General features: G+C 53.1%; 23 protein-coding genes. 12 read left to right on the top strand and 11 right to left on the bottom strand.

The features are described 5' to 3' along the window. Window positions 1-41 precede the first annotated feature (41 nt). The 7 genes from A0127_RS00890 to A0127_RS00860 all read left to right on the top strand — a co-directional run bounded on the left by A0127_RS00890 (window position 42) and on the right by A0127_RS00860 (window position 7,525). Window positions 42-2,045, top strand: a complete 2,004-nt coding sequence (locus A0127_RS00890) for a thiamine pyrophosphate-dependent enzyme (RefSeq protein ID WP_062386715.1) — start codon at window positions 42-44, stop codon at window positions 2,043-2,045. Beyond that, window positions 2,042-2,644 (top strand): indolepyruvate ferredoxin oxidoreductase subunit beta, encoded by a 603-nt coding sequence (gene iorB / locus A0127_RS00885; RefSeq protein WP_062386712.1) that lies wholly within the window; start codon window positions 2,042-2,044, stop codon window positions 2,642-2,644. The genes A0127_RS00890 and iorB overlap by 4 nt, the downstream gene beginning before the upstream one ends. 115 nt (window positions 2,645-2,759) lie before the next feature. Continuing rightward, window positions 2,760-3,212, top strand: a complete 453-nt coding sequence (locus A0127_RS00880) for a hypothetical protein (RefSeq protein WP_062386709.1) — start codon at window positions 2,760-2,762, stop codon at window positions 3,210-3,212. After that, window positions 3,202-4,290 (top strand): SLC13 family permease, encoded by a 1,089-nt coding sequence (locus A0127_RS00875; protein WP_062386705.1) that lies wholly within the window; start codon window positions 3,202-3,204, stop codon window positions 4,288-4,290. The genes A0127_RS00880 and A0127_RS00875 overlap by 11 nt, the downstream gene beginning before the upstream one ends. Before the next feature lie 71 nt (window positions 4,291-4,361). Continuing rightward, on the top strand, window positions 4,362-5,054 hold the full coding sequence (locus tag A0127_RS00870; RefSeq protein ID WP_062386702.1) for an SDR family oxidoreductase: 693 nt from the start codon (window positions 4,362-4,364) through the stop codon (window positions 5,052-5,054). Window positions 5,055-5,063: 9 nt separating this feature from the next. Next, entirely contained in the window at window positions 5,064-5,615 is a 552-nt protein-coding gene (locus A0127_RS00865; RefSeq protein WP_062386699.1) for a DUF998 domain-containing protein, read from the top strand. 119 nt (window positions 5,616-5,734) lie between these two features. After that, on the top strand, window positions 5,735-7,525 hold the full coding sequence (locus A0127_RS00860) for a hypothetical protein (RefSeq protein ID WP_062386695.1): 1,791 nt from the start codon (window positions 5,735-5,737) through the stop codon (window positions 7,523-7,525). A 14-nt stretch (window positions 7,526-7,539) separates the two neighbouring features. On the opposite strand, the gene A0127_RS00855 is transcribed toward A0127_RS00860, so the two are convergent. Both A0127_RS00855 and A0127_RS00850 read right to left on the bottom strand, forming a co-directional pair. Beyond that, on the bottom strand, window positions 7,540-8,202 hold the full coding sequence (locus A0127_RS00855; protein WP_062386691.1) for a cytochrome b5 domain-containing protein: 663 nt from the start codon (window positions 8,200-8,202) through the stop codon (window positions 7,540-7,542). A gap of 9 nt (window positions 8,203-8,211) precedes the next feature. Further along, a complete protein-coding gene (locus A0127_RS00850; protein ID WP_231855776.1) occupies window positions 8,212-8,415 on the bottom strand; it encodes a YgaP family membrane protein in 204 nt (67 codons plus the stop codon). An 86-nt stretch (window positions 8,416-8,501) separates the two neighbouring features. On the opposite strand from A0127_RS00850, the gene A0127_RS00845 reads away from it, so the two are divergent. Together A0127_RS00845 and A0127_RS00840 are read left to right on the top strand one after the other, a co-directional pair. After that, window positions 8,502-9,059, top strand: coding sequence for an Lrp/AsnC family transcriptional regulator (locus A0127_RS00845; protein WP_062386684.1), 558 nt, complete (start codon window positions 8,502-8,504; stop codon window positions 9,057-9,059). Between the two features lie 363 nt (window positions 9,060-9,422). Then, a complete protein-coding gene (locus A0127_RS00840) occupies window positions 9,423-9,887 on the top strand; it encodes an arsenate reductase ArsC (protein WP_062386680.1) in 465 nt (154 codons plus the stop codon). A 129-nt stretch (window positions 9,888-10,016) separates the two neighbouring features. Here A0127_RS00840 and A0127_RS00835 read toward each other — a convergent pair whose 3' ends face one another. Then, window positions 10,017-11,882 (bottom strand): aldehyde ferredoxin oxidoreductase family protein, encoded by a 1,866-nt coding sequence (locus A0127_RS00835; protein WP_062386675.1) that lies wholly within the window; start codon window positions 11,880-11,882, stop codon window positions 10,017-10,019. Further along, window positions 11,882-12,718 (bottom strand): aldo/keto reductase, encoded by an 837-nt coding sequence (locus A0127_RS00830; RefSeq protein WP_054841135.1) that lies wholly within the window; start codon window positions 12,716-12,718, stop codon window positions 11,882-11,884. Before A0127_RS00830 ends, A0127_RS00835 begins: the two co-directional genes overlap by 1 nt. A 156-nt stretch (window positions 12,719-12,874) precedes the next feature. On the opposite strand from A0127_RS00830, the gene A0127_RS00825 reads away from it, so the two are divergent. Continuing rightward, window positions 12,875-13,915 (top strand): ABC transporter substrate-binding protein, encoded by a 1,041-nt coding sequence (locus A0127_RS00825; RefSeq protein WP_062386672.1) that lies wholly within the window; start codon window positions 12,875-12,877, stop codon window positions 13,913-13,915. A 74-nt stretch (window positions 13,916-13,989) separates the two neighbouring features. Here the strand turns inward: A0127_RS00825 and A0127_RS00820 are convergent, their stop codons facing one another. Then, window positions 13,990-15,225: a 2,3-bisphosphoglycerate-independent phosphoglycerate mutase gene (locus A0127_RS00820; protein WP_062386669.1), complete on the bottom strand. Its 1,236-nt coding sequence runs from the start codon at window positions 15,223-15,225 to the stop codon at window positions 13,990-13,992. A 100-nt stretch (window positions 15,226-15,325) separates the two neighbouring features. On the opposite strand from A0127_RS00820, the gene A0127_RS00815 reads away from it, so the two are divergent. Continuing rightward, complete coding sequence (locus tag A0127_RS00815; protein ID WP_231855809.1) at window positions 15,326-16,255, top strand: calcium/sodium antiporter; 930 nt, start codon at window positions 15,326-15,328, stop codon at window positions 16,253-16,255. A gap of 45 nt (window positions 16,256-16,300) precedes the next feature. Then, window positions 16,301-16,792, top strand: coding sequence for an HIT family protein (locus A0127_RS00810; RefSeq protein ID WP_062386661.1), 492 nt, complete (start codon window positions 16,301-16,303; stop codon window positions 16,790-16,792). Here the strand turns inward: A0127_RS00810 and A0127_RS00805 are convergent. From A0127_RS00805 to A0127_RS00780, 6 genes are all read right to left on the bottom strand, one after another. Next, on the bottom strand, window positions 16,782-17,453 hold the full coding sequence (locus A0127_RS00805) for a DUF3211 domain-containing protein (protein ID WP_231855775.1): 672 nt from the start codon (window positions 17,451-17,453) through the stop codon (window positions 16,782-16,784). The two genes, A0127_RS00810 and A0127_RS00805, sit on opposite strands and share 11 nt — an antisense overlap. 82 nt (window positions 17,454-17,535) lie before the next feature. Then, the gene (thyX, locus tag A0127_RS00800) at window positions 17,536-18,273 is read right to left on the bottom strand and encodes an FAD-dependent thymidylate synthase (protein WP_054841139.1); all 738 of its coding nucleotides are present in this window, start codon (window positions 18,271-18,273) and stop codon (window positions 17,536-17,538) included. 94 nt (window positions 18,274-18,367) lie between these two features. Further along, window positions 18,368-19,402, bottom strand: a complete 1,035-nt coding sequence (locus A0127_RS00795) for a CheF family chemotaxis protein (protein ID WP_331710447.1) — start codon at window positions 19,400-19,402, stop codon at window positions 18,368-18,370. 12 nt (window positions 19,403-19,414) lie between these two features. Beyond that, complete coding sequence (locus A0127_RS00790; RefSeq protein WP_231855808.1) at window positions 19,415-20,164, bottom strand: hypothetical protein; 750 nt, start codon at window positions 20,162-20,164, stop codon at window positions 19,415-19,417. Between the two features lie 17 nt (window positions 20,165-20,181). Beyond that, entirely contained in the window at window positions 20,182-20,667 is a 486-nt protein-coding gene (locus A0127_RS00785) for a chemotaxis protein CheD (protein ID WP_062386646.1), read from the bottom strand. Window positions 20,668-20,711: 44 nt separating this feature from the next. After that, window positions 20,712-22,955 carry a methyl-accepting chemotaxis protein gene (locus tag A0127_RS00780; protein WP_062386643.1) on the bottom strand — a complete coding sequence of 748 codons (2,244 nt, stop codon included), beginning with the start codon at window positions 22,953-22,955 and terminating at the stop codon, window positions 20,712-20,714.

Here is a 22,955-nt window from a genome sequence, read left to right as displayed (position 1 = left end):
AGGGATATATAGGTTCGCTTCCTAAACCCTATGGTGTTTTCATGTCTCTAAAGGAAGTTCTGAAAGAGGAGCCCCACGTGGGCTATATGCTGACAAACGAGGCCATAGTCAGGGCCGCCCTGGAGGCGGACGTGAAGGTTGCGGCCTTCTACCCCGGCTCACCGCAGACGGAAATCTTGGATACCTTCGACAGGGTTTCTCATTATCGCGACGACCTCGTTGTTGAGATAGCCGCCAATGAAAAGGTTGCCCTTGAGACGGTTGCTGGAGCCGCTTTCGTCGGCCTCAGGGGATTCACGTCGATGAAGAGCGTGGGAGGAAATGTCGCCTCAGACACCCTCTACTCGCTCGCTTATACTGGCGTCAAGGGTGGGCTGGTAGTTGTAATAGCCGACGACCCATATGCCCACTCCTCCCAGTCGGAGCAGGACGGCAGGTGGTTCGGCTACACCGCTTACCTCCCGATGCTCGAACCCTCCAACCCACAGGAAGCCTACGAGATGGTAAAGAAGGCATTCGGGCTGAGCGAGAAGTACGGCAGCGTCGTTTTGGTGAGGACGACCACGAGGGTGAACCACCAGAGCGGCCTTGTGAAGGTCGGAAAGCTCAAGAGGACGCCCTTCGATAAGCTCTCGTGGAGAGAAAACAGGAGGAGCTACGCGACCGTGGGTTCGCTCGCGAGGAAGTTCAAGGCCGAGCTTCTGGAAAAGGTAGCGAAGATGAAGGAAGATCCAGAGTTCTTGGCCCTAAACCGCGTTGAGTACTTCGACGGCAAGGAAGTGAAGGTGGCAAAGCCTGAAGAGGCAAAGGGAATCGGCATCATAACATCAGGCGTCGCCTACTCCTACGTCCTTGAGAGCCTTCAGAAGCTCGGGAGAGAGGCCTACGTCCTCAAGCTCGGCGTCCTCAATCCAATCCCCGAGAAGCTCATCGGGGACTTCATTGAAGGCCTTGAGAGGGTCGTGGTTGTTGAGGAGCTCTTCCCTTACATAGAGGGCTTCGTGAGGCAAATAGCGAAGGAGAAAAACCCAGACCTCGAGATGATCGGCAAGAAGAGCGGTCACTTCCTTGAGATGCTCGAGTACAACGTCCCGATAGTCATTAAGGTTCTCGCCGAGGTTCTCGGAAGGGAGCTTCCCTTCGACTACGAGGGGCACTTCAAGAGGATGTGGGAGCTTGCAAAGCTCGCCCCGCCGAGGATGCCCACCTTCTGCGCCGGCTGTCCTCACAGAGCTACTTTCTGGGCCCTGAGGAGGGCGATGGGCAGGCCGGAGAACTACTACTTGGCCAACGACATCGGCTGCTACTCGATGCTGGCTTTGGAGCACATCGGTTGGACGGATTCCCTCCTAGCGATGGGCGCTTCCCTTGGAATAGCTCACGGTGTCCAACATTCCGCCCAGGAGAGGGTAGTTACCGTTGTAGGCGACTCAACGTTCTTCCACGCCGCTCTGCCCGGAATAGTCAACGCCATCCACAACAACGCGAAAATGACCCTCATAATCCTCGACAACGCGGTCACGGCCATGACAGGCCAGCAGGCCCACCCCGGCAGTCCAAAGAAGGTGAACCCCTACGAGAAGCGCATAGACATAGAGAGCGTTTTGAGGGGCCTCGGCGTGGAAAAGATAGTGGTCATAGACTCATTCCAGGCAAGGAAGAACATAGGCAAGCTCAGAGAGGCTTTGAAGTACGACGGCCTCTCCGTGGTCATATCGAGGGGAGAGTGCGCCCTCTACCACTTCCGCGAATACAGACGCGCTGGAGGAAAGATAGTCCCCTACTTCGTTGACAAGGAGGCCTGTGAGAGGGCCTACAACTGCATAAGGGACTTCGGCTGTCCTGCGATAGTGGTAGATGAGACCGACCTGAAGGCGAAGATTCTTCCGGAGGTCTGCGTTGGCTGCGGCGTCTGCGCCCAGCTGTGTCCCCACAATGCAATCCACTCGACGGCGGTTCTCTACGGCGGCGAGGACAAACCCCACGTGACGATAGAGGACTACCGCGAACTGGAGCAGATAATGCTCAGGAGGGGAGGGCAATGAACGTTATCTACTGCGGCGTCGGCGGCCAGGGCATAGTGCTCATGTCCAACATAGTCGGCGAGGCCTGCGCGAGGAAGGGAATCCACGTGGTCAGCGGGGAGCTTCACGGCCTCTCCCAGAGGAGCGGTTCGGTCATAGTGCACCAGCGCATAGGAGATGGTCTCTCACCCCTCATTCCCTACGGTGGGGCGGACGTGATTTTAGCGCTCGAGCCAATGGAGGCTCTTCGCTACGTCTACTTCCTCAAGCCCGGAGGGACAGTCATAACCAACACGCGCCTCATTCACCACCCATACGAGACGGAGAACTTCGTGAAGGGCAAAATAGAGAAGTACGTGACCTACGAGGAGATAGTTGAGAACATCAAGAAGGCCGGGGCGAAGCTCTACGAAATAGATGCCATCAAGCTGGCCGAAGAAGCGGGGACGGCCCTCGCCCAGAACGTCGTCCTCGTTGGTGCCCTAACGGCCCTCCCGGACTTTCCGATAGACAAGGAGACGATGCTTGAGGCCGTGAAGGCCAGCGTGCCGGAGAAGGCGGTGGAGGCCAACGTGAGGGCCTTCGAACTCGGCTACAAGGCAATGAAGGAGCTCCTTTGATTTTTCCTTTTGATTCCCATTTTTTGAACAGATGCCAGATGTTGGTTTGGCTTCCTTGAGTTTCCAAACACAAAACATATACACCCTTTTCCCAAACACAATCCGGTGAACTAATATGTCTCTCCCACACCTCCACGGCCAACCGTGCGGTAGGGTTGTTGAGGTTGAGAACGCAGAGAGGGCAGTTGAATTGGTTAGGGAAGTTCTCCCCTTCTTCAGGGTGGGAAAGCCTCTCATGAAGCCCGGCGGGATTGACGTTCCAGTTCTCTACCTGAATTTTGCCGTTGACAGACTCCACTACGACCCGGAAAGGAAAATACCGCTTCCCAAGGGCTGTCCGGGGAGTTCAAGACCGGTGAGGGTTGAGGGAATCAAAGAGGAAGTAGAGAGAATCCTGAAGGAAGTCCAGGTCCTTCCGGCGGCCGAGTTCAGAGAGCCAGAAAATTGCTGGGTTGTTCCGGTGGCGTGGAGAAGCTTTGTAGTCCTTCACGTCCGCGTCTCAGCGGATGGAAAAGAAATCGCACCCGACTACGGACTCACGGAGGAGATAAGGCGTCATGGCATGTGAAGGGGTCAGGGACTTCCTAAAGAGGGAGTGGTTCCTCTCCGCTCTCGTGGTCCTCTACTTAGCCCTCCTTCTTCGGGACAGCTCCCTTCTATGGGGAACGCCCGGTTTGGTGGACTGGGGGAGCCTCTCCCTGATAGGGTCGCTCATACTCGTCTCAAGGGGGCTTGAACTGTCGGGAATTTTCACGCGCCTCTCGTGCAGGCTGATCTCTCTATCTGGCGGCTCCGAGAGAAAGCTGGCCTTCATCCTCCTTCCAACGGTGGCGCTCTCTTCGGCAGTCATAATGAACGACACCGCCATGCTGATTTTCATCCCTTTGGTGATTACTCTGTCCCAAATCTCGGGGAAGGACTTGAGAAGCCTCATCGTTCTCTCTGCTATAGCTGCAAACGTCGGCTCGGCTTTAACCCCTATCGGAAACCCGCAGAACGTCATAATCTGGAGTTACTACGGGATCTCCTTCCACTCCTTCGTCCTGCGTATGTTCCCATTTGTCTTTCTCTGGCTTCTGCTCCTGTTGTTCTTTGCTTACTTCATCTTCAAAGACGAGATTGAACAAAGAGAGCTTCCTCCGGTAAGCGTTCGCAAATCTCTCCTCTGGGCCGCCATACTCCTTCTCGCGGCAGACATGACCATTGCCCAGGAGGGGAAGGCGCCCTGGACTTTCCCAATAACCCTTGGAGCGCTGTTATTGATTGGAAGGGAAGTCCTCCTCGGCTTTGACTGGGCGCTTTTCCTGACCTTTGCCTTCATCTTTGCAGATTTTGGGGAGATTGCGCGAGTTCTTTCTTCCGCGAGGATTTCTTTTCCCGACTCCGGTCTTGGTCTCTTCATTACATCCGCTCTCCTGAGTCAGATAGTCAGCAACGTGCCGGCGACGGTTCTCCTCCTCGGTGGGAGGGACTGGATATCCCTTGCAGTCGGGGTCAACATCGGGGGAACGGGCCTGATAATCGGCTCGCTGGCAAACCTCATAGCCGTTAGAATAGGGGACGTGGGGATAAGGGAGTTCCACCGCTATTCTCTGCCTTTTCTCATGATAACTGCCGCTCTCTCTGCTCTGATCCTGGCCCTCTAAACGGATGGGGCAAAGGTTTAATTGGGTAAACCGTTGAAGTTTGCCCAAATAGAACTTACTTGGTGGGCAGGATGAAAGTGGCAGTTGTTACCGGTGCCTCGAAGGGAATAGGCAGGGCAATAGCGGAGATGCTGGCTGATGAAGGTTATTCTCTTGCCCTTGGAGCAAGGAGCATCGAGGATCTGAAGAAACTTGCTGAGGGGCTGGAAACAGAGGTCTTCTACCACTACCTCGACGTCTCAAGGCCGGAGAGTGTTGATGATTTTGCCGAAAGGGCCCTTAAGCACTTCGGAGGAGTTGACCTGCTTGTTGCGAACGCTGGCGTTGGCTACTTCGGCAGACTTGAGGAGATTAGGGGCGAGGACTTTGAGAAGATGCTCCAGGTAAACACACTCGGTCTCTGGAGAACTGTGAAGGCCTTTCTCCCGAGTCTGAAGAAAAGAAAGGGAACTGTTGTGGCAGTAACTTCCGATGTTTCCGCCAGGGTTTTTCCTAGGGGAGGGGCCTACGTAGCTACGAAGTGGGCGGCGAGGGCACTGGTTAGGACCTTCCAGCTGGAGAATCCGGAGGTTCGCTTTCTGGAGCTCAGGCCTGGGGCGGTGGATACCCACTTCGCGGGGAGCAGGCCAGGGAAACCTAAGGAGCACGGCTTTCTCAAGCCCGAAGAGGTTGCCGAGGCCCTACGCTGTCTGCTAAAGCTCCCATCTGACGTCAGAGTCGAGGAGCTCATGCTCCGCTCCGTCTATCAAAAACCGGAATATTAGGTGGAACGAATGTGGAGAGAGGGCCTGAGATGGTCTGGAATCGTCAGCGGCATCGTCTACTGGCTCTTCGTTGCGTGGAGCATAAGCAGGAACCGGTGGTTTTCATTCTTCCACAACGCCCTCAGCGACCTTGGAGACCCGTCGAAAGCAACCGCACCCTGGATCTACAACTATGGGCTTATAGTAACGTCCCTTTTCGTTCTCGCCTTTGCCATCTACCTAATCCTGGCCTCTGAGAACAGGCTCCAGACGGTTGGAGGGGCTTACATCAGTATTTCAGCCATATTTCTGGCTCTCATAGGGATCTTCCACGGTGGAACGAGGCCCCACGTCTTTGTTTCAACGTACTTCTTCGTCCAGTTCTTCCTAGGGGCGTTGATTTATGGTGTGGGGAGTGAGAAGAGGGAAATCCGCTACGGTTCCGTTTTGATATTCCTGCTCGCCCTATTTGGGACTTTTCTGGAGTGGTCATCCGTGGCGCTGATAGAGACCTACGAGATAGCGCTAGTAATGACGTTCACACTCCTCGTGGCTCTGAGAGGTGGAGGCAAAAACGCTTAATTCTTTCCAATATGCAACCGATAGTGTTAATAACCCCCCTCGACTAACTATCCCTATAGGTCACTTGATGTTTTCTTCTCGATTTTTTGCCGCTTCGTGACTCAATGAAGGTTTGAAAAATGAAAACGAAAAAACTTGCAGGTTTTGCCCTGCTTTTAAGCGTCGTAATGCTCGGCGCGTTCATTTCAGGGTGCATTGACCAGGGAAACATAACCGGGACAAGCACAACTCCAAGAAAAACGACAAGCCCGACGACCCCAACACCGAAGGAAACCACCACGAGCACCCCAACGGAGACGAATCCCCAGCCCAACTGGGAGGCCGACGAGGAGAAGCTCAAAGGGTTAATCGAGCTCTACGACAGGGAAATAACCGGCGCGAAGGAAAAGCTCGAAAAGCTCGGCCTTGAGCTTAAAAGCCCCGAAATCCGGAACTGGGAGAAGTCTGCCCAGGTTCTCTCAGAGATGGCCGCTAACGAGAGCGACGTTGAGAAGAGGGTTTACATCCTTCAGAACTTAGCGGAGTTAAAGTACTACGAGGCCCTGAACCTGCGGTCGCTCGTGGGAGTTGGTGCCGTCGAGACCGCCTACTGGGAGAACGCCAGCAACGGAGAGCCAATAACGGACTTCTACAGCATGCGTGGCGAGTTCCTCTACATTTCAAACGGCGAGATATCAAAGCTGAGCCGCGAGGCGATGGTCGAGAAGATGATGGCGGTTAGGGGCTACCGAATGGAGAGCCTCGAGATATACCACATCGGAACCGGAAGCACATTGAGGGCGATCCGCGAGGGTGGAAGAATCATTGGAGCTGATCAAGTCTATCCTTCAATAAAGCTCTACGCCAAGAGCGGTATGAAGATAAAGGTCCCAACTGAGGGTTTTGGAGTTTTAAAGATGGTGGATCCCAACACGGGCGAGACGGTTATGCAGATAGCTCCAGATGAAAGCGGGGTTTATACTGTCCCGCCGATAAACAGCACCCTCCTTGGAATAGCCGACGACGGCTTTTGTTACAGACTCTTACCCCCAGACAACCACTACCTTGAGCTCCTGGACGTCCAGGACGAACCCCTTGACATAGACCAAGCGATATGCAATTTGAACGCCCAGATAGCACCTTTCGTCTTCGAACCCACAGACAGCGACACCGGGCCCTATGATCCCACTCCAATGGAAGACCTCTACCTAATGCCCGGCCAGTACACAATAACGGTGGTCTCGATGAAGGCCGACCTCAAACAGCTGGCGGAGCAGCTCGTCAACCTTAACATGGCAATAGGGAGCACTCACTTTGAGACCAGGGACGCAAAGAGAGCACTCGATGCATTCCAGAGCGCTATAACTGGTCCTTCTTTGAAGGCCTCGATGCAGACATCGAGTGAGCTGTGCTCATGCACCATAAGCCCCCTCCTCGACGGGATATTCATGGACAAGTTCGGCGAGAAGCCCTTCGACGAGCTTCCGGACACGAGGGTCGTCAACATCACCTTTGGAAACGGGCCGTTCATCCCGATCCAGGTGGAGAGTGCCAAAAACGTTAGCACCGAGATCATGATTTACGCCATAACCGACGCCAAGGGCAGAACAACAGTAATAATCGGCGATCCTGGACTCAACAATGCAGAGCTCGGAGAGGTCGAGCCGAGGTTTGCATCCATAGCCCCAAGCATGACAAGACTCGCACCGGACTATCTCGACAGGGTATTCCTCGAAGTCTACACAGGCAGGGACCCTCAGACAGGCAAGGAACTTAAGGTAATCGCCTTCAAGGTTCTAAACACTGACGGGACCATTGGAATTAGGACGACAGCGTTTATCGAAGACGGCCAGGTTGATGTAGTCTCGCTTCCCCTAAGCGGAACCCAAGAAGGGAAGCTCTCAAACGCGGAGCAGACGGGCGAACGCTGAAAAAGTAAAGAGGATTAGTCGTCCTCTCTTTCTCCCTTTTCTCTGTCTCCTTTAGCTCCTGTCCCAAACGAGCCCCGCGGCGAGTTTCCAATGCTTCCAATGTAGTAGCTCTGCAGAACCTCGTAGGCGCCCTGGCTGTGCTTGGAGAAGAATACATCAGTGGCGTTGGTTCCACAGTACTGGATTATCGCCTCCTTGCCGCCGCTGTGGGTGTCTATGAGCGAAGTAACGTTGTAGACGTCGTTTCCTATAACGACCCAGCAGTCGTTCTCCGTGCTGTGCTTCGCAACTTCCTCGAGGGTTAGCCCCACGGAGGTGCTGTTGGATGCTGAAACCGGGCTTGAAAGTGACGAAGAGCCCCCCGGAACGAGCGCGAGGAGGAGTAACACTGCAACGAGGGCCGTCCACACCCCGAGGACTACCCTTTGGGCCCTCTCGCTCTTCAATGCTCTGACCCTTTTGAGTGCAGTAGCTAACCCGGCCGTTGCGTGGACGTAGATGAGGGGTATGAAGAGGTACGCCGTCAGAGTGTGAACTCTCCTTGCCGTGGAGTAGTCCAAAAAGCTTCCCAGGCTAGACGATGGGCTGTTCATTGCTAACCCAGTCGCCATCATGACGAGGCTGACCAGTATGAGCAGCTCCCCCGAGATTACAAGCATCTTGGAAGTTCCCTTCACCATCTCACCTCAGCACTCCTTGCACGTGTTTATTCCGAGGAGCTTGTAGATGGCGCAGAACCCCGTGAGGCCCGTTATGAGTGCTATAAGGCCGACTATAAGTGCCACGGTTTTATAGGGTATCTTGTTCGCTGCCCAGAGGCCGAGCAGTATGAGACCCAGCAGAACCCTTACTGCCCTATCCACAGTTCCCTCGTTCCTCTCCATGGACATCACCTCAATTTTTCCATGGATTCAAAAGACTTATATTCATTTCCCAGGAAAATTTAGGACAGAGCCTTCAAAATGAAGGTGATCCTATGGACGAGCGCGACCTAAAGATATACCGTATCCTCAGGGAGGACGGCAGGACGAAGGTCTCCGCTATAGCGAGGGAGCTCGGGATAAGCCACCCCTCCGCCAGGGAGAGGCTTGAGCGGCTTGAGGGAAAGGGGGAGATAAAGGTTCAGGCCCTCCTCAACATAAGGAAGAGGGGCTTCGTCTCCGCTGTGGTGAACCTCCGCGTGAGGAGCATGGACGAGGCGGAGAAGCTCGCCGATGTCTTCGCGAGGTGCCCCAGAACGGTCTTTGTGGCAACGACGACCGGAAAGTACAACCTCAACCTGGCCCTTGTTGCCGAGAACTACTCCGCCCTTGAGGCCACCATAGAGAACACAATACGCCCGCTGGAAGAGGTCAGGGAAATGGACGTCTCCCTCGGCTCCTCTCCGGCCTATCCTGAGTTCGTGGACTTCAAGCTCGACCCCGTTAGGGAGGTAGCTCCATGCGGAAAGGTCTGTAAGGGCTGCTACCTCTACGGCAAGAAGTGCCACGGTTGCCCCGCGACGGTTTACTTTAAGGGTTTTGGGGGTGAGTGACTGCACTACCTCCACGACGAGTTTAGGAAGAAAACCCAGCCGGTTGAAGCTCTGATGAGGTTATACGGGAGAGGATTCCCCAAAGGGCACCCTCTCATGATTCTGTACCCATAGTAGCCAACCTCTCTGTAGTACTGCATTACTTTGACCTTTATTCCACTCCTGACCGGTGTCCTCTCCTATATCGGATCGCCGAGAGGGGGCTCGCAGAACTCGGCAGTTGCTCTTGCCCTCAAGAGTCCCGCGGACATTGAATTTATTGGAGAAGCATTTTAACACCAAGTCGGTATCCTATGGACTTCTAAATAGACTACTGCGAAAAGGCATTTAAAAGGCCGTTCTGACCCTCCCTAGGGTGAAGAAATGGACGAGAAGCTCATCCTCTTCGTCTGCGTGAAGAACTCTGCAAGGAGCCAGATGGCGGAGGCTTTCTTCAACCACTTCAACGACGACCTGAGGTTCAAGGCCATGAGCGCCGGGACTGAGCCTGCTGAGGAAATAGACCCGCTCGCGAGGAAGGTCATGGAGGAAATTGGCATCTCCCTTGAGGGCCAGTACCCCAAGCTCTACACCGAGGAGATGGCCGATAAAGCCTACATCGTCATCACGATGGGCTGTCTCGACAAGTGCCCCTACGCCCCGCCCGAAAAGACCTGGGACTGGGGGCTGGATGACCCCTACGGCCAGCCGATAGAGAAGTACCGTGAAGTGAGGGACGAGATAAAGCGCCGTGTTTTGAAGCTTATCAAGGATCTGAAGGCTGGAAAGAGCAGGGAAGAGATAATCGGGAAGAAATCAGCGTTTTCACTTTCCATTGGTGCTAAATAAGGATATCGTTTAGGTTCTGTTGTTTCTTTCCGAATATTTTGCCGCTCGTTCTTTCTTTTTCAAAAGACGAAGGAGAAAATAAGCACCTCGTGACAATGAAGAAAAGAGAAAATCAGAGGACGAATTATCTCACTGCCCGCTAAACATCATTCTCTTTCTAACTGTCTCAAGAGCCCTCTCGGCATCCTCCTTGAATTCCGGAAGGCCGAGCTTCTCCATCGTCTCCGGCAGTGGGACGCCGAGCTCCTCGTGCCAGCCCCTCAGCCTGTAGAACTCCCTTCTCGCTTCGAGGAAGTCGTTGTAGTCTATGAACGCCGCGTTTCCTTTCGCCGGTCCGTCCGGCTCCGGCTCCCACCAGCGCGGCGGAATGGTGTCGTCTATTGGGGGAGTCACCCAGTCGAGCGCGTCGTGTATCCTCGCTATGCTTTCGACACCCCCTGCCCTCTTCCGGAGTTCCTCGACTGTCCATTCCTCACCGGTAGCTACGGAGTAGAGCTTAGCCAGGTCTTCCATCTTGTAGGGTACAAACTTGCATGTTCCGAGCATGTCTGTGATGTAGCTCTCGTCTCTCCCCTCAATAAGGGACGGCACGAGCTCCTTCGCCGGCCCCTGGTTCGGGAGCTGGTGCGGCCTCGGCCAGCCCCTGAGGTGAGAGGCACCGACGTCGGCGGTGGCGTAGCTCAGAGCGTACGTCCTCCTGCCACGAGGATCCCAGGCGGGGCTCTCCATCCCCTTGACGTGGACGGCGAACTCGCAACCCCTGCCGAGCCTCTCGCAGGCTCTCTTGACTCCATCGGCAAGAATTGCCCCTATGCCCTTTCTCTCCGCCATCAGCTTTATGAGCCTCTCCTCGGCCTCGGCGTCGCCAAACCCCTTCACAGGGAAGCCAATCTCATCCTCACCGATTAATCCCCTCTCCACCATCTCAAAGAGCCAGCCGATGGTTGCTCCGGTCGCTATGCTGTCCATTCCATAGTCGTTGACGAGGTGGATGAAGTATGCCACGGCAGGAAAGTCAAAGACACCAGTGGCTGCTCCAAGCATGGCTATGCTCTCATACTCGGGCTTGACACGGAATTTCCTGCCCTTATACTCGACCTCAACGTAGCGGGCGCACTTTATCGGGCAGCTCTTCCCGTGGACGAACCACTCCGGCTCGACCTCGTACTTCTTCACCTCATCGCCGCCGAGCTTGCTCGCCAGCTCGTCCGGGATGTAGGGCCTTGAGAAATTGTAGGCCGGGCTCATTCCTATCGATGCGGCGCTTCTCAGGGCATCCGTCGTTCCGTAGGTTCTCGTGTGCTCGTACTTTGGATTCGTGGCGAACTCGTTGTAGTACTCCTGCCAGAGCCTCTGGAACCCCTCTGGATTCGCCACCTTCGGCCTCTCGCCGGGCTCAACTACCACCGCTTTGACCTTCTTGCTTCCCAAAACAGCTCCCAGGCCACCCCTTCCGCTGGCCCTCTCGGTGTCGTAGATTACATCTGCTATCCTGCTGAGCCTCTCTCCAGCGGGGCCGACCATCGCCATGCTCGCCGTCGGATACTCCTTCCAGAGCTCCTTAGCTACCTCGTAGTTGCCCCTGCCCCAGAGATGACCCGCGTCCTTAATCTCGACCTTTCCGTCGTGGATGTGGAGGTAAACGGGCTTTTCGCTCTTTCCTTCGATTATTAGCGCATCAAAATGTCCCCTGAGCTTTGGACCAAAGGCATCACCACCGCTTGAGTCGCTGATGAGCCTCGTTTCAGGGCTCTTGCTGACGGCAATTACCTTGCTCGAACCCGGAACGAGGCCCGTCAATCCACCAGCCGCGAACACGAACTTGTTGGCCGGGCTGAGAGGGTCGGTCCCTGGAGGGACCTCTTTGTAAATGATGTAGTAGCCGAGTCCCTTTCCGCCGATGAACTTCCTTATAACTTCATCAGGAAGCTCCTCGTAGGTAACTTTACCTGTAGTCAGGTTAACACGCGCTATCCTATTCTTGTATCCATACATCAGACGCACCTCCTTGCGTTCTCTCTATCTTCCTTTGAGAGTCTCCAACCCATGGCACCGAAGTTCTCCTCGAGGTGAACCTTGTTTCCAGCCTTCGGGATGGCTATGACATTCTCCTCCCAGATGAGATAGTTAAGAGCAACCTGGGCGGCGGTTTTTCCGTACTTCTTCCCGATCTCGGCCAGGCATTCGTTTCTCGCGAGGGTTCCCTTTTCAAGCGGGGTGTAAGCTATCAGTGCAATTCCTTCGCGCTTCATGTAGTCGAGCAGGCCAGTTGTCTCAGGCCAGCGGTCTTTGAGAGAGTACTTGACCTCGTTGGCGACTATCTCGTACTTCCTCATCGCCTCCTGGCTCCTCTTGAGAAGTTCAAGGTCGAAGTTGCTAACGCCGATGTAGCGGATTAACCCTTCATCAACGAGATCCTCAAGGGCGTGGAGCGTCTCTTTGATTTTTTCCCAGCTGTCTCCGGGCCAGTGGAGGAGGTATAGATCTATGTGAGTTCCCAGCCTCTTTGCGCTCGCCCTCGCGGCCCTCTTTGCTTCCTCGTAGCCGAAGTGTGTTGGCCACACTTTGCTGATGATGAAAATATCATCGCGTTCAAATTCCCTTATGGCCTCTCCCACAAGCTCCTCGGAGTGCCCGGCCCCGTAGAACTCAGCGGTGTCTATGAGATTTATCCCAAGCTCAAGCCCATACCTTAGAACCTCAACGCTCTCCCTGTCCTTTGAATAATCTGGACTCTCGTAGCCACCTATTCCCCACGTGCCCATACCGATAGAGGTGACTTTGTCGTTGCCTATCCTCTTAAGGTCATTAAAAACCCTAACTCTCTTCATCTTTCACACCAAAACGATTTGGAACTCGACCTTAATTAAGGTTTCTCTCTGAACGATAAAACCGGGAAAGAAATGAAGGCTGTTGGCCGTTTTATCCAATAACTTTTTAAGCTCCTGCCCAATTCAGAGTCGGACAAATAATCCAGGTGGTACAAAATGAGGAAAGCTAAACTCCTGGGAGCACTTCTTTTAGTTGCTATTGTTTTTGTTAGTGGGTGTATAGGAAGCTCGGGAAGTTCAACGACCCAGAGTAAAGCACAAAGCACATCCTCACCAAGCACAACTTTAAGCCAGACCCAGACGCAGACCGAAACGGCAAACTCCTGCGAGTGCCCGACGGCCAAGCCTTACTACCCGATAACTATCACAGACTTCGCGGGCAGAAATGTCACCATCGAGAAGGAGCCGAAAAAGATTGTTTCCCTCGCCCCAAGCATCACCGAGACCCTCTACTTCCTCGGCGCCCTTAACAGGGTTGTCGGCGTCACCAAGTTCGACGACTATCCTCCGGGAGTTCAGAAAGGAAGGACAATAATAGGCGGTTTCAGCGACCCGAACATCGAGGTAATAGCATCACTCGAACCGGACCTGATAATAGGCACTTCGATGCACCTCAAGTACCTCGACCAGCTTGAGAAGATAGCGCCGGTCATAATAATCGATCCAAAGAACATGGACGAGGTCTATAAGGCCGTAGAGCTCCTTGGAAAGGTTCTCAACATGAGCGGGGAAGCTGAGGGAGTTGTCCAGTTCATGAAAGCCGAAGTTGCTGACGTCCAGTTCCGCGTAGCCAACAGGACAAAACCCAGGGTTCTCTTTATAACCTGGTGGAACCCGCTCTACGTCCCAGGCAACGGCACTTTCCAGGACTCACTCATAGGGCTCGCCGGCGGTGAGAACGTCTTCCACGACGCTACAGGATGGGCCCAGGTCAGCCTTGAGGAAGCCGTCGCCAGAAACCCGGAGATAATAATCCTCTCAGCCCATGCAGGGGCCACCATTGACGACATCTGCAACAGCCCGCTAGCGGATACCGATGCAGTGAAGAACGGCAGGATATACTTCGTCAGCGACGACAACGCCATATCACGGCCGGGGCCGAGGCTCGTCGAGGCCCTTGAGGAGCTCTCCTACTTCATACACCCGGAGGCCTACGGCTACAACTTCCAGCCAGTTAGCTGCCCCGTTGAGGGCTGAGCTCTTTTCTTCCTACTTTTGTTTTGATAAGAAGCATCTTCCAGAAGGAGTTTTAAGAACAGAAAAAAAGGAAATCACGCACCGAACTTCTCGCTCCTGTTCATGAGGTCCATCATGATGGGCACTATGTCGTGGCCCTTAATCCTGCCGATTCCGCCGCGCATGCACTCCCTCTCGCCAAAGCTCTCAGTGTAGTCTGGCCTGACCCCGCCACCAGCGACGAGGAGCGGAACCGGGTCGCCGCTGTGGTTCATGACCTCGCATGGTGTTGAGTGGTCGCCGGTTATCGCTATGACAACGTCTTCAAGGTCGATGTGCTCGAGGATGTAGCCTATCATCCTGTCTGCCTTCTCTATCATCTCCGCTTTGAGCTTCGGGTTGTTGTCGTGGCCAGCAGCGTCGGTCGGTTTGAAGTGCAGGAACACGAAGTCATAATCCTTAAGGAGCTCGACGACCTTCTTGGCCTTGGCCATCTCGTCGGTGTTGTATTCGCCGGTTGCTCCCTCTGGAGTGTAGACGTCGAAGCCTATCGCCCTCGCGACGCCTTTGACAAGCGAGACCGCTACAACGGCCGCGGCCTTGACCTTCCACTGCTCGGTGAACTTCATCGGTATGTCCGGATAAGTTCCAGCACCGCGGATGAGGAGGTAGTTTGCCGGTGGCTTGCCCTCCTTTCTGCGCTTCTCGTTGATCGGGTGCTTTTCTAGGACTTCGTGGGCCTGTCTGACGAACTCCTCAAGGATTTCCGCTACCTTCTTGCTCTCCTCGTCCTCCCAGGTGAACTCGTGCGGGGGCTTTCCGGCCTCGTGTGGGTCGTTCTCGCCGACACGGTAGCCCTTGGCCATGCCCTTGAGAACCAGAACGGCCCTGTGGCCGGTTGCACCGACAAATATGAAGTCAACCGGGAGCTTGACATTCTCTTGAATGGCTTTGGCCAGCTCGTGGGCTTCCTCGGTGCTTATTCTCCCGGCCCTTCTATCGGTGATTATTCCGTTCTCAATCGTGGCGAAGTTCACGCGGAAGGCCAGATCATCCTCGTTAAGGTTGAGTCCAACTCCTAAAGCCTCTAAGAAACCCCTTCCGCGGTAGACATTGTATGGGTCGTAGCCAAATATTGAGAGGTGAGCGGTGTCGCTTCCAGCCGGCTGGCCGGGTTTTATCGGGTCCTGCTGGCCGAGTATTCCCATTCTGGCGAGCCTGTCCATGTTGGGGGTGTTAGCGTACTCAAGCGGCGTCTTTCCGCCGAACTCTTTAATCGGCCTGTCTCCGAGACCGTCCAGGATTATGAGAAGTCCCTTCCTCTGCTTCATGTCTATCACCTGTGGTGATTAAGACATGGGGTTTAAAGGTTTGTTGGATAAAACTTTATGAACACTCTTTCAAATCTCCCGCCGGTGAGAGAACGTGGAGATGCTGGCGTGGGCAAGTTCAATAGTCGTCGGAATAATACTCCTCGTTGTCTTTGGAGACAAGCTCTCGGATAAAATCGTCGAGGTCGCCGAGAAGGCCGGCGTTTCTCCCCTAGTGATAAGCCTCGTGGTGATAAGCCTCGCAACGACGCTACCAGAGATAACAACCAGTGCGATGGCAAGCATCACGGGTTCTGAAGGCATAGCCCTTGGAAATGCCCTCGGGAGCATCTTTGCCAACATAGCACTCATTCTTGGACTTGCTTCAGTTATACGGCCACTGGAGGCTGGAAGCGGCGCGTATGAGAATTCCCTTGTCATGCTGGCGTCCCTTGGATTCCTTATGTTGCTCTCCGTTGATGGCACTCTGTCGAGACTCGACGGTGCTCTCCTTCTCGGAGCTTATGCCCTATATCTGCGGTGGCTTTACAGGAAGCACTTCAGAAAGGGACGCGAAAGTGGAGCTGAACGCCACACCAAGGCAACGGTCCTTGACTACGTCCTGCTCCTAATATACGGTGGTCTGATGGTTATTGGGGCGAGGCTTGTCGTTTACGGCGGCAGAAACATCGCCGAGGCCCTTGGGGTAGCGGAGTACGTCATAGGTGCCACCATTGTTGCCATTGGCACTTCCCTGCCCGAGATGACGAACGCCCTCTATGGGGCAGTAAGGGAGCGCGGAAGCATAAGCGTTGGCAACATAATTGGAGCTAACATAATGAACGCCCTCGTAGTTCTTGGACTGGCCTCACTGATAAGACCAATTCCCACAGGCGCCTCAACCCTAACCATCGTGCTCGTTCTCATGACCATGCTCCCAATGATAGCTGAACTGAAGCGCTCTGGCGGCCTCGACAGGAGGATAGGAGTTTACTTCCTGATCCTCTATGCGGTGTATTTGGTTTTGCTTTTTTCGGGGGCAAAGCTCTAGTTAAGCTTTTAAGTCCCCCCTCTTTCTCCCGCTGGGGGTGAGAAAATGAAAGTCCTGTGGGCACCTTGGAGAATCGAGTACATACGCTCACCCAAATATGATGGCTGTATATTTTGCGACTTCCCGAAAGAGAACCGGGATAGAGAGAGGCTCATCCTCTACCGCGGAAAGCATGCTTTCGTGATAATGAACAACTATCCCTACAACCCCGGCCACGTCATGGTGGCTCCATACAGGCACGTCGGGAGATGGGAGGACCTGACCGATGAGGAGCTTTTGGAAATAATGAAGCTCTCTCAGCTCATGATAAAGGCGATAAAGAAGGCCATGAACCCGGACGGCTTCAACCTCGGAGTGAACCTCGGGAGAGTGGCCGGAGCGGGAATAGACGACCACGTCCACCTTCACATCGTCCCGCGCTGGAACGGGGACACCAACTTCATGCCGGTCATAGCGGACACGAAGGTCATTCCCGAGTCCCTGCAGGAAGCCTACGACGAGCTGAAAAAAGCGATAGACGAAGTTCTCAAGGAGTGAGCCTTCTCACTTTTATTTTGAAGTTTCTGTCCAAGGGAAGGTCTTCAAACAGACCCTCGTCCAGTTCAACCACGCTGACATCAGTGCTTATCACGGATTCCCTTGTTCCCTGTTTTAGACGAAGTTCAACCAGCTTTCCGTTAACTACCTTTGCCGCCAAGTAAGTTCCGTCATCCGCAGTCCCCTCTACTATGAAGCTGGTACCGAACTCAAGTGAAAGCCTCTTCAAGAGGGCAGGCGCGCTCTCGGCATTTATCTTTATGACCTCTCCCTCTTCAGAGGATACCTTAACTACAGGGCACAGGGAGGATAAACAAAACTCCTTCACTGCTTCTGCTATCCCCTTTGCAAATATCTCGAGGGGCTTACCCATCAGGGCCTCTCCAAAACCTGCCCAGTTTGCGGTTACTTTAAGACGACCGTTCTGGACTTTAAAGGTTACTGTGAGTATTCCCCGCTCTCCTCTGAAGGTATATATCGCCTCGCTGTTCCCAAACCCAACGTCTAACTCAAACTCATAACCAAAATTAAATATGAACCTGGGCACTTCAAACCTGACTTTTTGATCGTCGAATTCCTTAAAGTACGGGAAGAACGGCAGTGTCTTTTTCGGCTCGCTCAAGATAGTTTTAAGGACGTCCCAATCAACGTTAACTTCCACTTCCCAGCTCCGTGATTTCAACGACTATCACCAAAATTGGGTGAGAGAAGGGAAATAAAACCGTTTCTAAAACCAAAGGTTTCTAACCCTCAAAAAGCGTTTTCCACTTTTCCCTTGTCCTCTTCCAGCATCCCGGAGGCATCAGTTCTCCCTCAGGGCAGTAGCCGAGCTGAACACACCTTGGCCCGAGCTTCGCCCACTTTATTACCGGTTTTAGCTCGTCGTTCTTTGCAATCTCCTCGAGCATCTTCCAAGCAACTTCCCTTATCTCCCACTGCGCCCTCTCGCAGGCCCTGAGTCCCAGAAAGTGCTTCAGCTCCCGGAGGTTCATCGTGACGACTATCTTCGTCCTGACAGCCTGGGGGAGGATAAAACGTGCGTCTTCCTGATGCTGACCGCGCTCAACGCTCTTTTTGTATAGCTCGATCGACTTTTTCATGAGTTCCTTCCACTCAGCAAGAAGCTCCGGGTCTTCCTTTATCCCATTGGGAATAACGAAGGTCTCCTCAACGTCTTCAGGGTTTAATACAATATAACGCTGGCTCTGCTGAGTGTAAGAGGCGAGCCTGTGCCTGACGAGCTGGTGGGAACAAACGCGGGAACATCCCTCAATGGCGAAAGTCAGCGTCGCGTGCTCGAGGATACTCTCGTGTCCATAGCCGAGAACCCTTGGAAGATGCATTTCGACGTCTTTGCCGCTCATCCTCTCAAAAGCTTCGGTTTCCCACCCTTCCCAGTAGCTTATGAGGGCCGCCCATGTGACAGTTTCAAGAGGTTTTTTTGTATAATTGACAAGAGTCACCTTGATTCCATCGCTCATAATGACCCCCCGGGCAAAAAAGATGTTTGGTTTATTAGGTTTTGGGAACAAGATAGATCAAAAGCCCGTAAAAAGTAAAACAAAAAAGGGTTCATTACATGGCTCCCATGCTGTACTTCATAAGCTTGTTGACGAGCTTTCTCCCCTCCCTAGTTAAGTCAACGACCTTCCTTATCATGACCAGCTTGAGAAGCCCCTTGTCAATTAGTCTGTCATAGATTTCTTCGAGCTCCTTCTCACTTATCCCGAACATCTCGTGGAGGGTTAATGGGTCCATGCCAGAGTAAAGTGCCATGAGAACCTGCTGCTCCATCTCATCGAGCCCACCGAGTTCCTTGAGCTCCCTCTCAAGCTCTTCTTGGAACTCCGCCTTGATCGTTGGGAACTCTTCAGAGGCTTTTATTAGAAGCTCAACGTAGTCCTTCCGGTATGTGAGGAGGTACCTCAGGATGTAAAGACGAACCTTTTTGTCCTCAACAAAGAGGTACGAAACGACGCTCTCGTTCTCATAGAAGTGCTTTATTTTCCACGCCTCAACTTTTTTGTTTCCCATCTCTATCTCTTCTATGTCTAGGTCTTCCATATCAGAGAAGAGGGGGATTGGTTTACCTTCAGAAGTCAGGACTATGATGTTCCTCTCGCGTCTGTTCTTCCTTACCGATCTCACAGTCACGATACGGAGCGTCCCATCCTCCCACTTGGCATCCATGTTGAGCGCGCCGCCGCGCATCCTCGCGAGGAGGAGCTTAACTTTAACCCCATTAATCAGAACCTCGAACACCCTGTGAATGAAAGTCTTAAAGGCCTTCTCGTCATAAATCAGAAGGTTGCTCCCAATGGTTAGAACGAGAGTCTTCTCTCCGGAGCCGGGAACGTAGAACTTCATGCCAAAATGCGGAAGTTGGGGATCGAGCTTAAGCTCATCTGGAATTTTAATTCCAATATCAATTAATGAGGAGAACGGAAACACGTCCTCACCAACTACCTGGCCCATTCTAAGGTATTTCAGGGTAATCCTGTCGTTTTCCAAGTAGGCCATCGCATCCCTCCACTTTATTGAGGTTGATCCCTTCCAAGTTGACTGTATGGTAGCCTTGACCCTAGCTTGGGCAATTGCCATAGCTCTCATCCTCTTTCAGTTTCATATCGTGCTCAACTCCTCAAGACGGGCCTCAAGTTTTTTAACTTTCTCCCTGAGTTTCCTTACCTCGTTGCTCAGCTTTATCTCCAGCGGGGTAACCGCCGGGTCTCCGCCACGCTTTTCAATCAGGTCGTCGAGTATGCTGACGGCGCTGTTTATGTACTCAGTCATCTTTATCAACGCTTCCTCATGCTTCAGAACAATTGGCCCCTTATCCTTGGTCTTTATAGTCAGTGGAAGCTTTGTCTTTGAGACGTAAGTTATCATAAGCTCAAGCTGCTCCTTGTCCTTTTTGGTCGGGAACTTCATGAGCCAGAGCCTCTTGAACTCTTCAAGCTCGTTGAGCACTTTGACGAGGAAGGCGTTGTAGTCGTCCTCCGTGACGTATCCCAGGGCATAACCCCTAGCAAAGTCCAGCAGTGTGAGTATACGCTTCTTCTTTTCCCTCGCCTCGTCGAGTATCTTCCCCATCCTCTCGTTTATGATGTTTCTAAGCTGCTCGAGCAACTCCTCCTCGTTCTTAGTAACCCCTGTCTTCTGAGGTGTTTTGAGCTTAAGTTCTCTCTCACTTGCGCCTTCCACCACAGCGGGAGCCGTTTGAGCCGGTGCTGCCCCTCTGGACTCCACAATAGTGCTTTCAAGAACCTGATAGATCTCCCTCGTGTACGACTGCATCATCCTGCTGACTAGGAATGCTGAAATCCCAACGGCAACAACGATACCCACGAGGAGCACCACCAGTGTTACCACGTCCAAATTATCACCCCCTAAAACACAGCTTCGATAACTTTACCGTTTGAGACCTTTCTCATGCGGACTTTACCCGTGCTGACATCTAGATATATAGTTCTCCCACCCTTTCCACCTGTGTCTTCGGCGACCAGCCTTATGCCTCGTTTCTTCAGCTCCCTCTTGGCCACTTCTACGTTCTTTTGCCCTATCTGGAGGTTCTCGTTGCTGACGTTGGTAAACATGTGTGCCCCCCCGAAGAGCTTTGCCTCAAGTCTCTTCGGTGATGCACCCAGCTTCATCATGTCCTTTATCAGGAGCTCCAGTCCCGTGTCCACGTACTTTGCAGGGTTTCCCCTTCCCCCGTAGCGTGCGCTCTCCGGGAGGAGCGCGTGGAGCAATCCCCCAACTTTGGTCAGACGGTCGTATAGCGTGATACCTACGCAGGACCCTAGCCCATATGTGCTTATTATCCCCGTCTTCTTTGCCACTGCGTAGTCACCGATGCCGACCTTGATCTCCACAGCCTTCACCACCGTCCAAACAATGAAAGGGTAAAGGAAAGGCCTCAGAGCCTGAAGGTGCTCGTCTGTTTGCGGAGCTCCTCGACTATGTTCTTCAGCTCGTCGGCTGCTCTCTTGAGTTCTTCTATTGCGGCTGTTTGCTCCTCAACGGCTGAACTGACTTCTTCAGCCGAGGCAGTCGTCTCCTCCGCCGAAGCAGCCAAATTCTCCAAGGCTTTCAGAGCCTTATCAACCTCCTCCTGCGTCCTAATAATCTGCTCCTTCACGTGCCCAAGGCGTGAACCAGTCTCACTAATCAGCTCGGCAATATTAGTGAGATACTCAGTCGTCTCCCTGAGAGTCTCTGAAGATTCACTGACAACACTCACACCCCTCTGGGTAGCGTTCACAGCACCCCTAATCTCCTCAGTCATCCTGCCAATAATCTCCTTAATGTTGTCAGCAGCCTTCTTGCTCTCCTCAGCCAGATTTCTAATCTCCTGGGCAACCACAGCAAACCCCCTACCAGCCTCACCAGCCCTAGCCGCTTCAATAGCCGCATTCAAGGCCAAGAGATTAGTCTGCTCCGCAATCCCAGTAATCACATTCGTAATCTCCTCAATACTCCTACTCATCTCATTAACCCTGTTAACAGCCTGCTCAATCTCACCCATCATCTCCTGAATACTCTGAATCTGCTGGGCTGAAACCTCACCCTTCTGCCTGCCTTCCTCAGCAATGTTCACAACCTCGTTCACTGCCCCTTCAAACTCCTCCATAGCCCTAACGCTCTCCTCACTCATGTCAGCAACCAACCTCATGCCCTCAGTAATCTCATTAATATTCTCCTGCTGACGCTGCGCTTCAACACTAACCTGCTGCACAGCCTCATTCACCTGATTAATCGCCTCAGTAACATCACTAGCTATCTGAGCCAGGACGTTTGCGTGCTTCTCAAGCTTCTCGGTGAGGCCAACGATGTTGCCGAGGAGCTCCCTCATCTTTGTGCTCATGTCCTTGACATCCTCTATAATCTCCCTCAGTTCTCCCTTCGCCTCAACGCTTAGACCGTTGCTGAGATCGCCCTCAGCAAGGCGCTCAAGCTTCTCCGCTATTCCCTGCAGTGTTCCAACAACGTCCTTTCCCACTGCTTCAAATGCTTTGATGAGTACCCCAATTTCGTCATCCTCCAGGTACTGTATCTGTTTGAGCTTCTCCCTAACCTCACTCAACCTACCTTCGGCCAAAGCCTGGGCAGCAACACTAAGCGCAACAAGCGGCTTGAGGGAGGAATCAATTAGTTTGTATGCAACTCCAATCATCGCAACTGACAGTGCCAGTATCAAAATGGCCGTCATTAGGGCGCTCTTCTTTGTGGCCTGTCTAGTGTCTTCTATCACGTTTAAGGTTGGTGCGCTTATCTCACTTACGGGGACCTTAGCGAAGACATACCAGCCCGTGTTCGGGATTTTGACACCTGCGGCAACTGCTGTCACCCCATTGAAAGTGTATATGGCGACATCTTTGTCTTTGCCGCTCCGTATAATGTCAGCAACGGATTTCAAGCTGGGTTCCTTGAAAACGTTGAGCTTCATTATGTAGTCGTGATTTGGATGCATGTAAATCGTTCCGTCCTGACCAACAACGTATGCATAGCCAGTCTGACCGATCTTCACGGTGTCTATGGTTTTTGTAAGCTCATCTATGAAGACATCAAGACCTATAACACCGACGAGTTTCCCGTTGTAATAAACTGGGATCGCGTAGGTGATAACCCACTTGCCTGAAGAAGCGTCCTCGTAGGGTTCACTCCATGTTGGTCCATTGACCTGAACTGCCTTCTGGTACCAGGGCCTGACGCGTGGATCGTAGTCAGGCGGGAGCTCCTGCTCCGGATAGATGAACATATTGCCGTTCACGTCCCCAAAGTAGACGGCGCTGAGTTTAGGTTCGGCTTTGGTTATGACCTCAAAGTGCTCCAGGAGTATCGGTCTCAGCTTTTCTGCATAACCCGGGTCTCCAAAGCTGACGCCTTCGCTCTGGAGATCGTTAAGCGAGATGATCGTCAGCTCCTTTGTTGCCCTTCCTAGGGCCTCAACTGAATCAAAGAACCCCGAGAACTGCTCAGCTAAAGACTCCGCTTTAGCCATGACGGCCTCTCTAGCCTGATCTTCCACAACCGGTTGCATTTTGTCTTTGATAACCGCAGACGTATGACTGCCAGTGTAGAAGATCATGGCACTGGCTAGCACAGTCACTAGCAATAGGGCAACTACCACGATGCCAACAATCTTCTTCTTGAACTCCAT

The sequence above is a fragment of the Thermococcus peptonophilus genome, from assembly GCF_001592435.1.
Taxonomy (GTDB): domain Archaea; phylum Methanobacteriota_B; class Thermococci; order Thermococcales; family Thermococcaceae; genus Thermococcus; species Thermococcus peptonophilus.
This window is presented reverse-complemented; position numbering and strand designations above follow the sequence as displayed.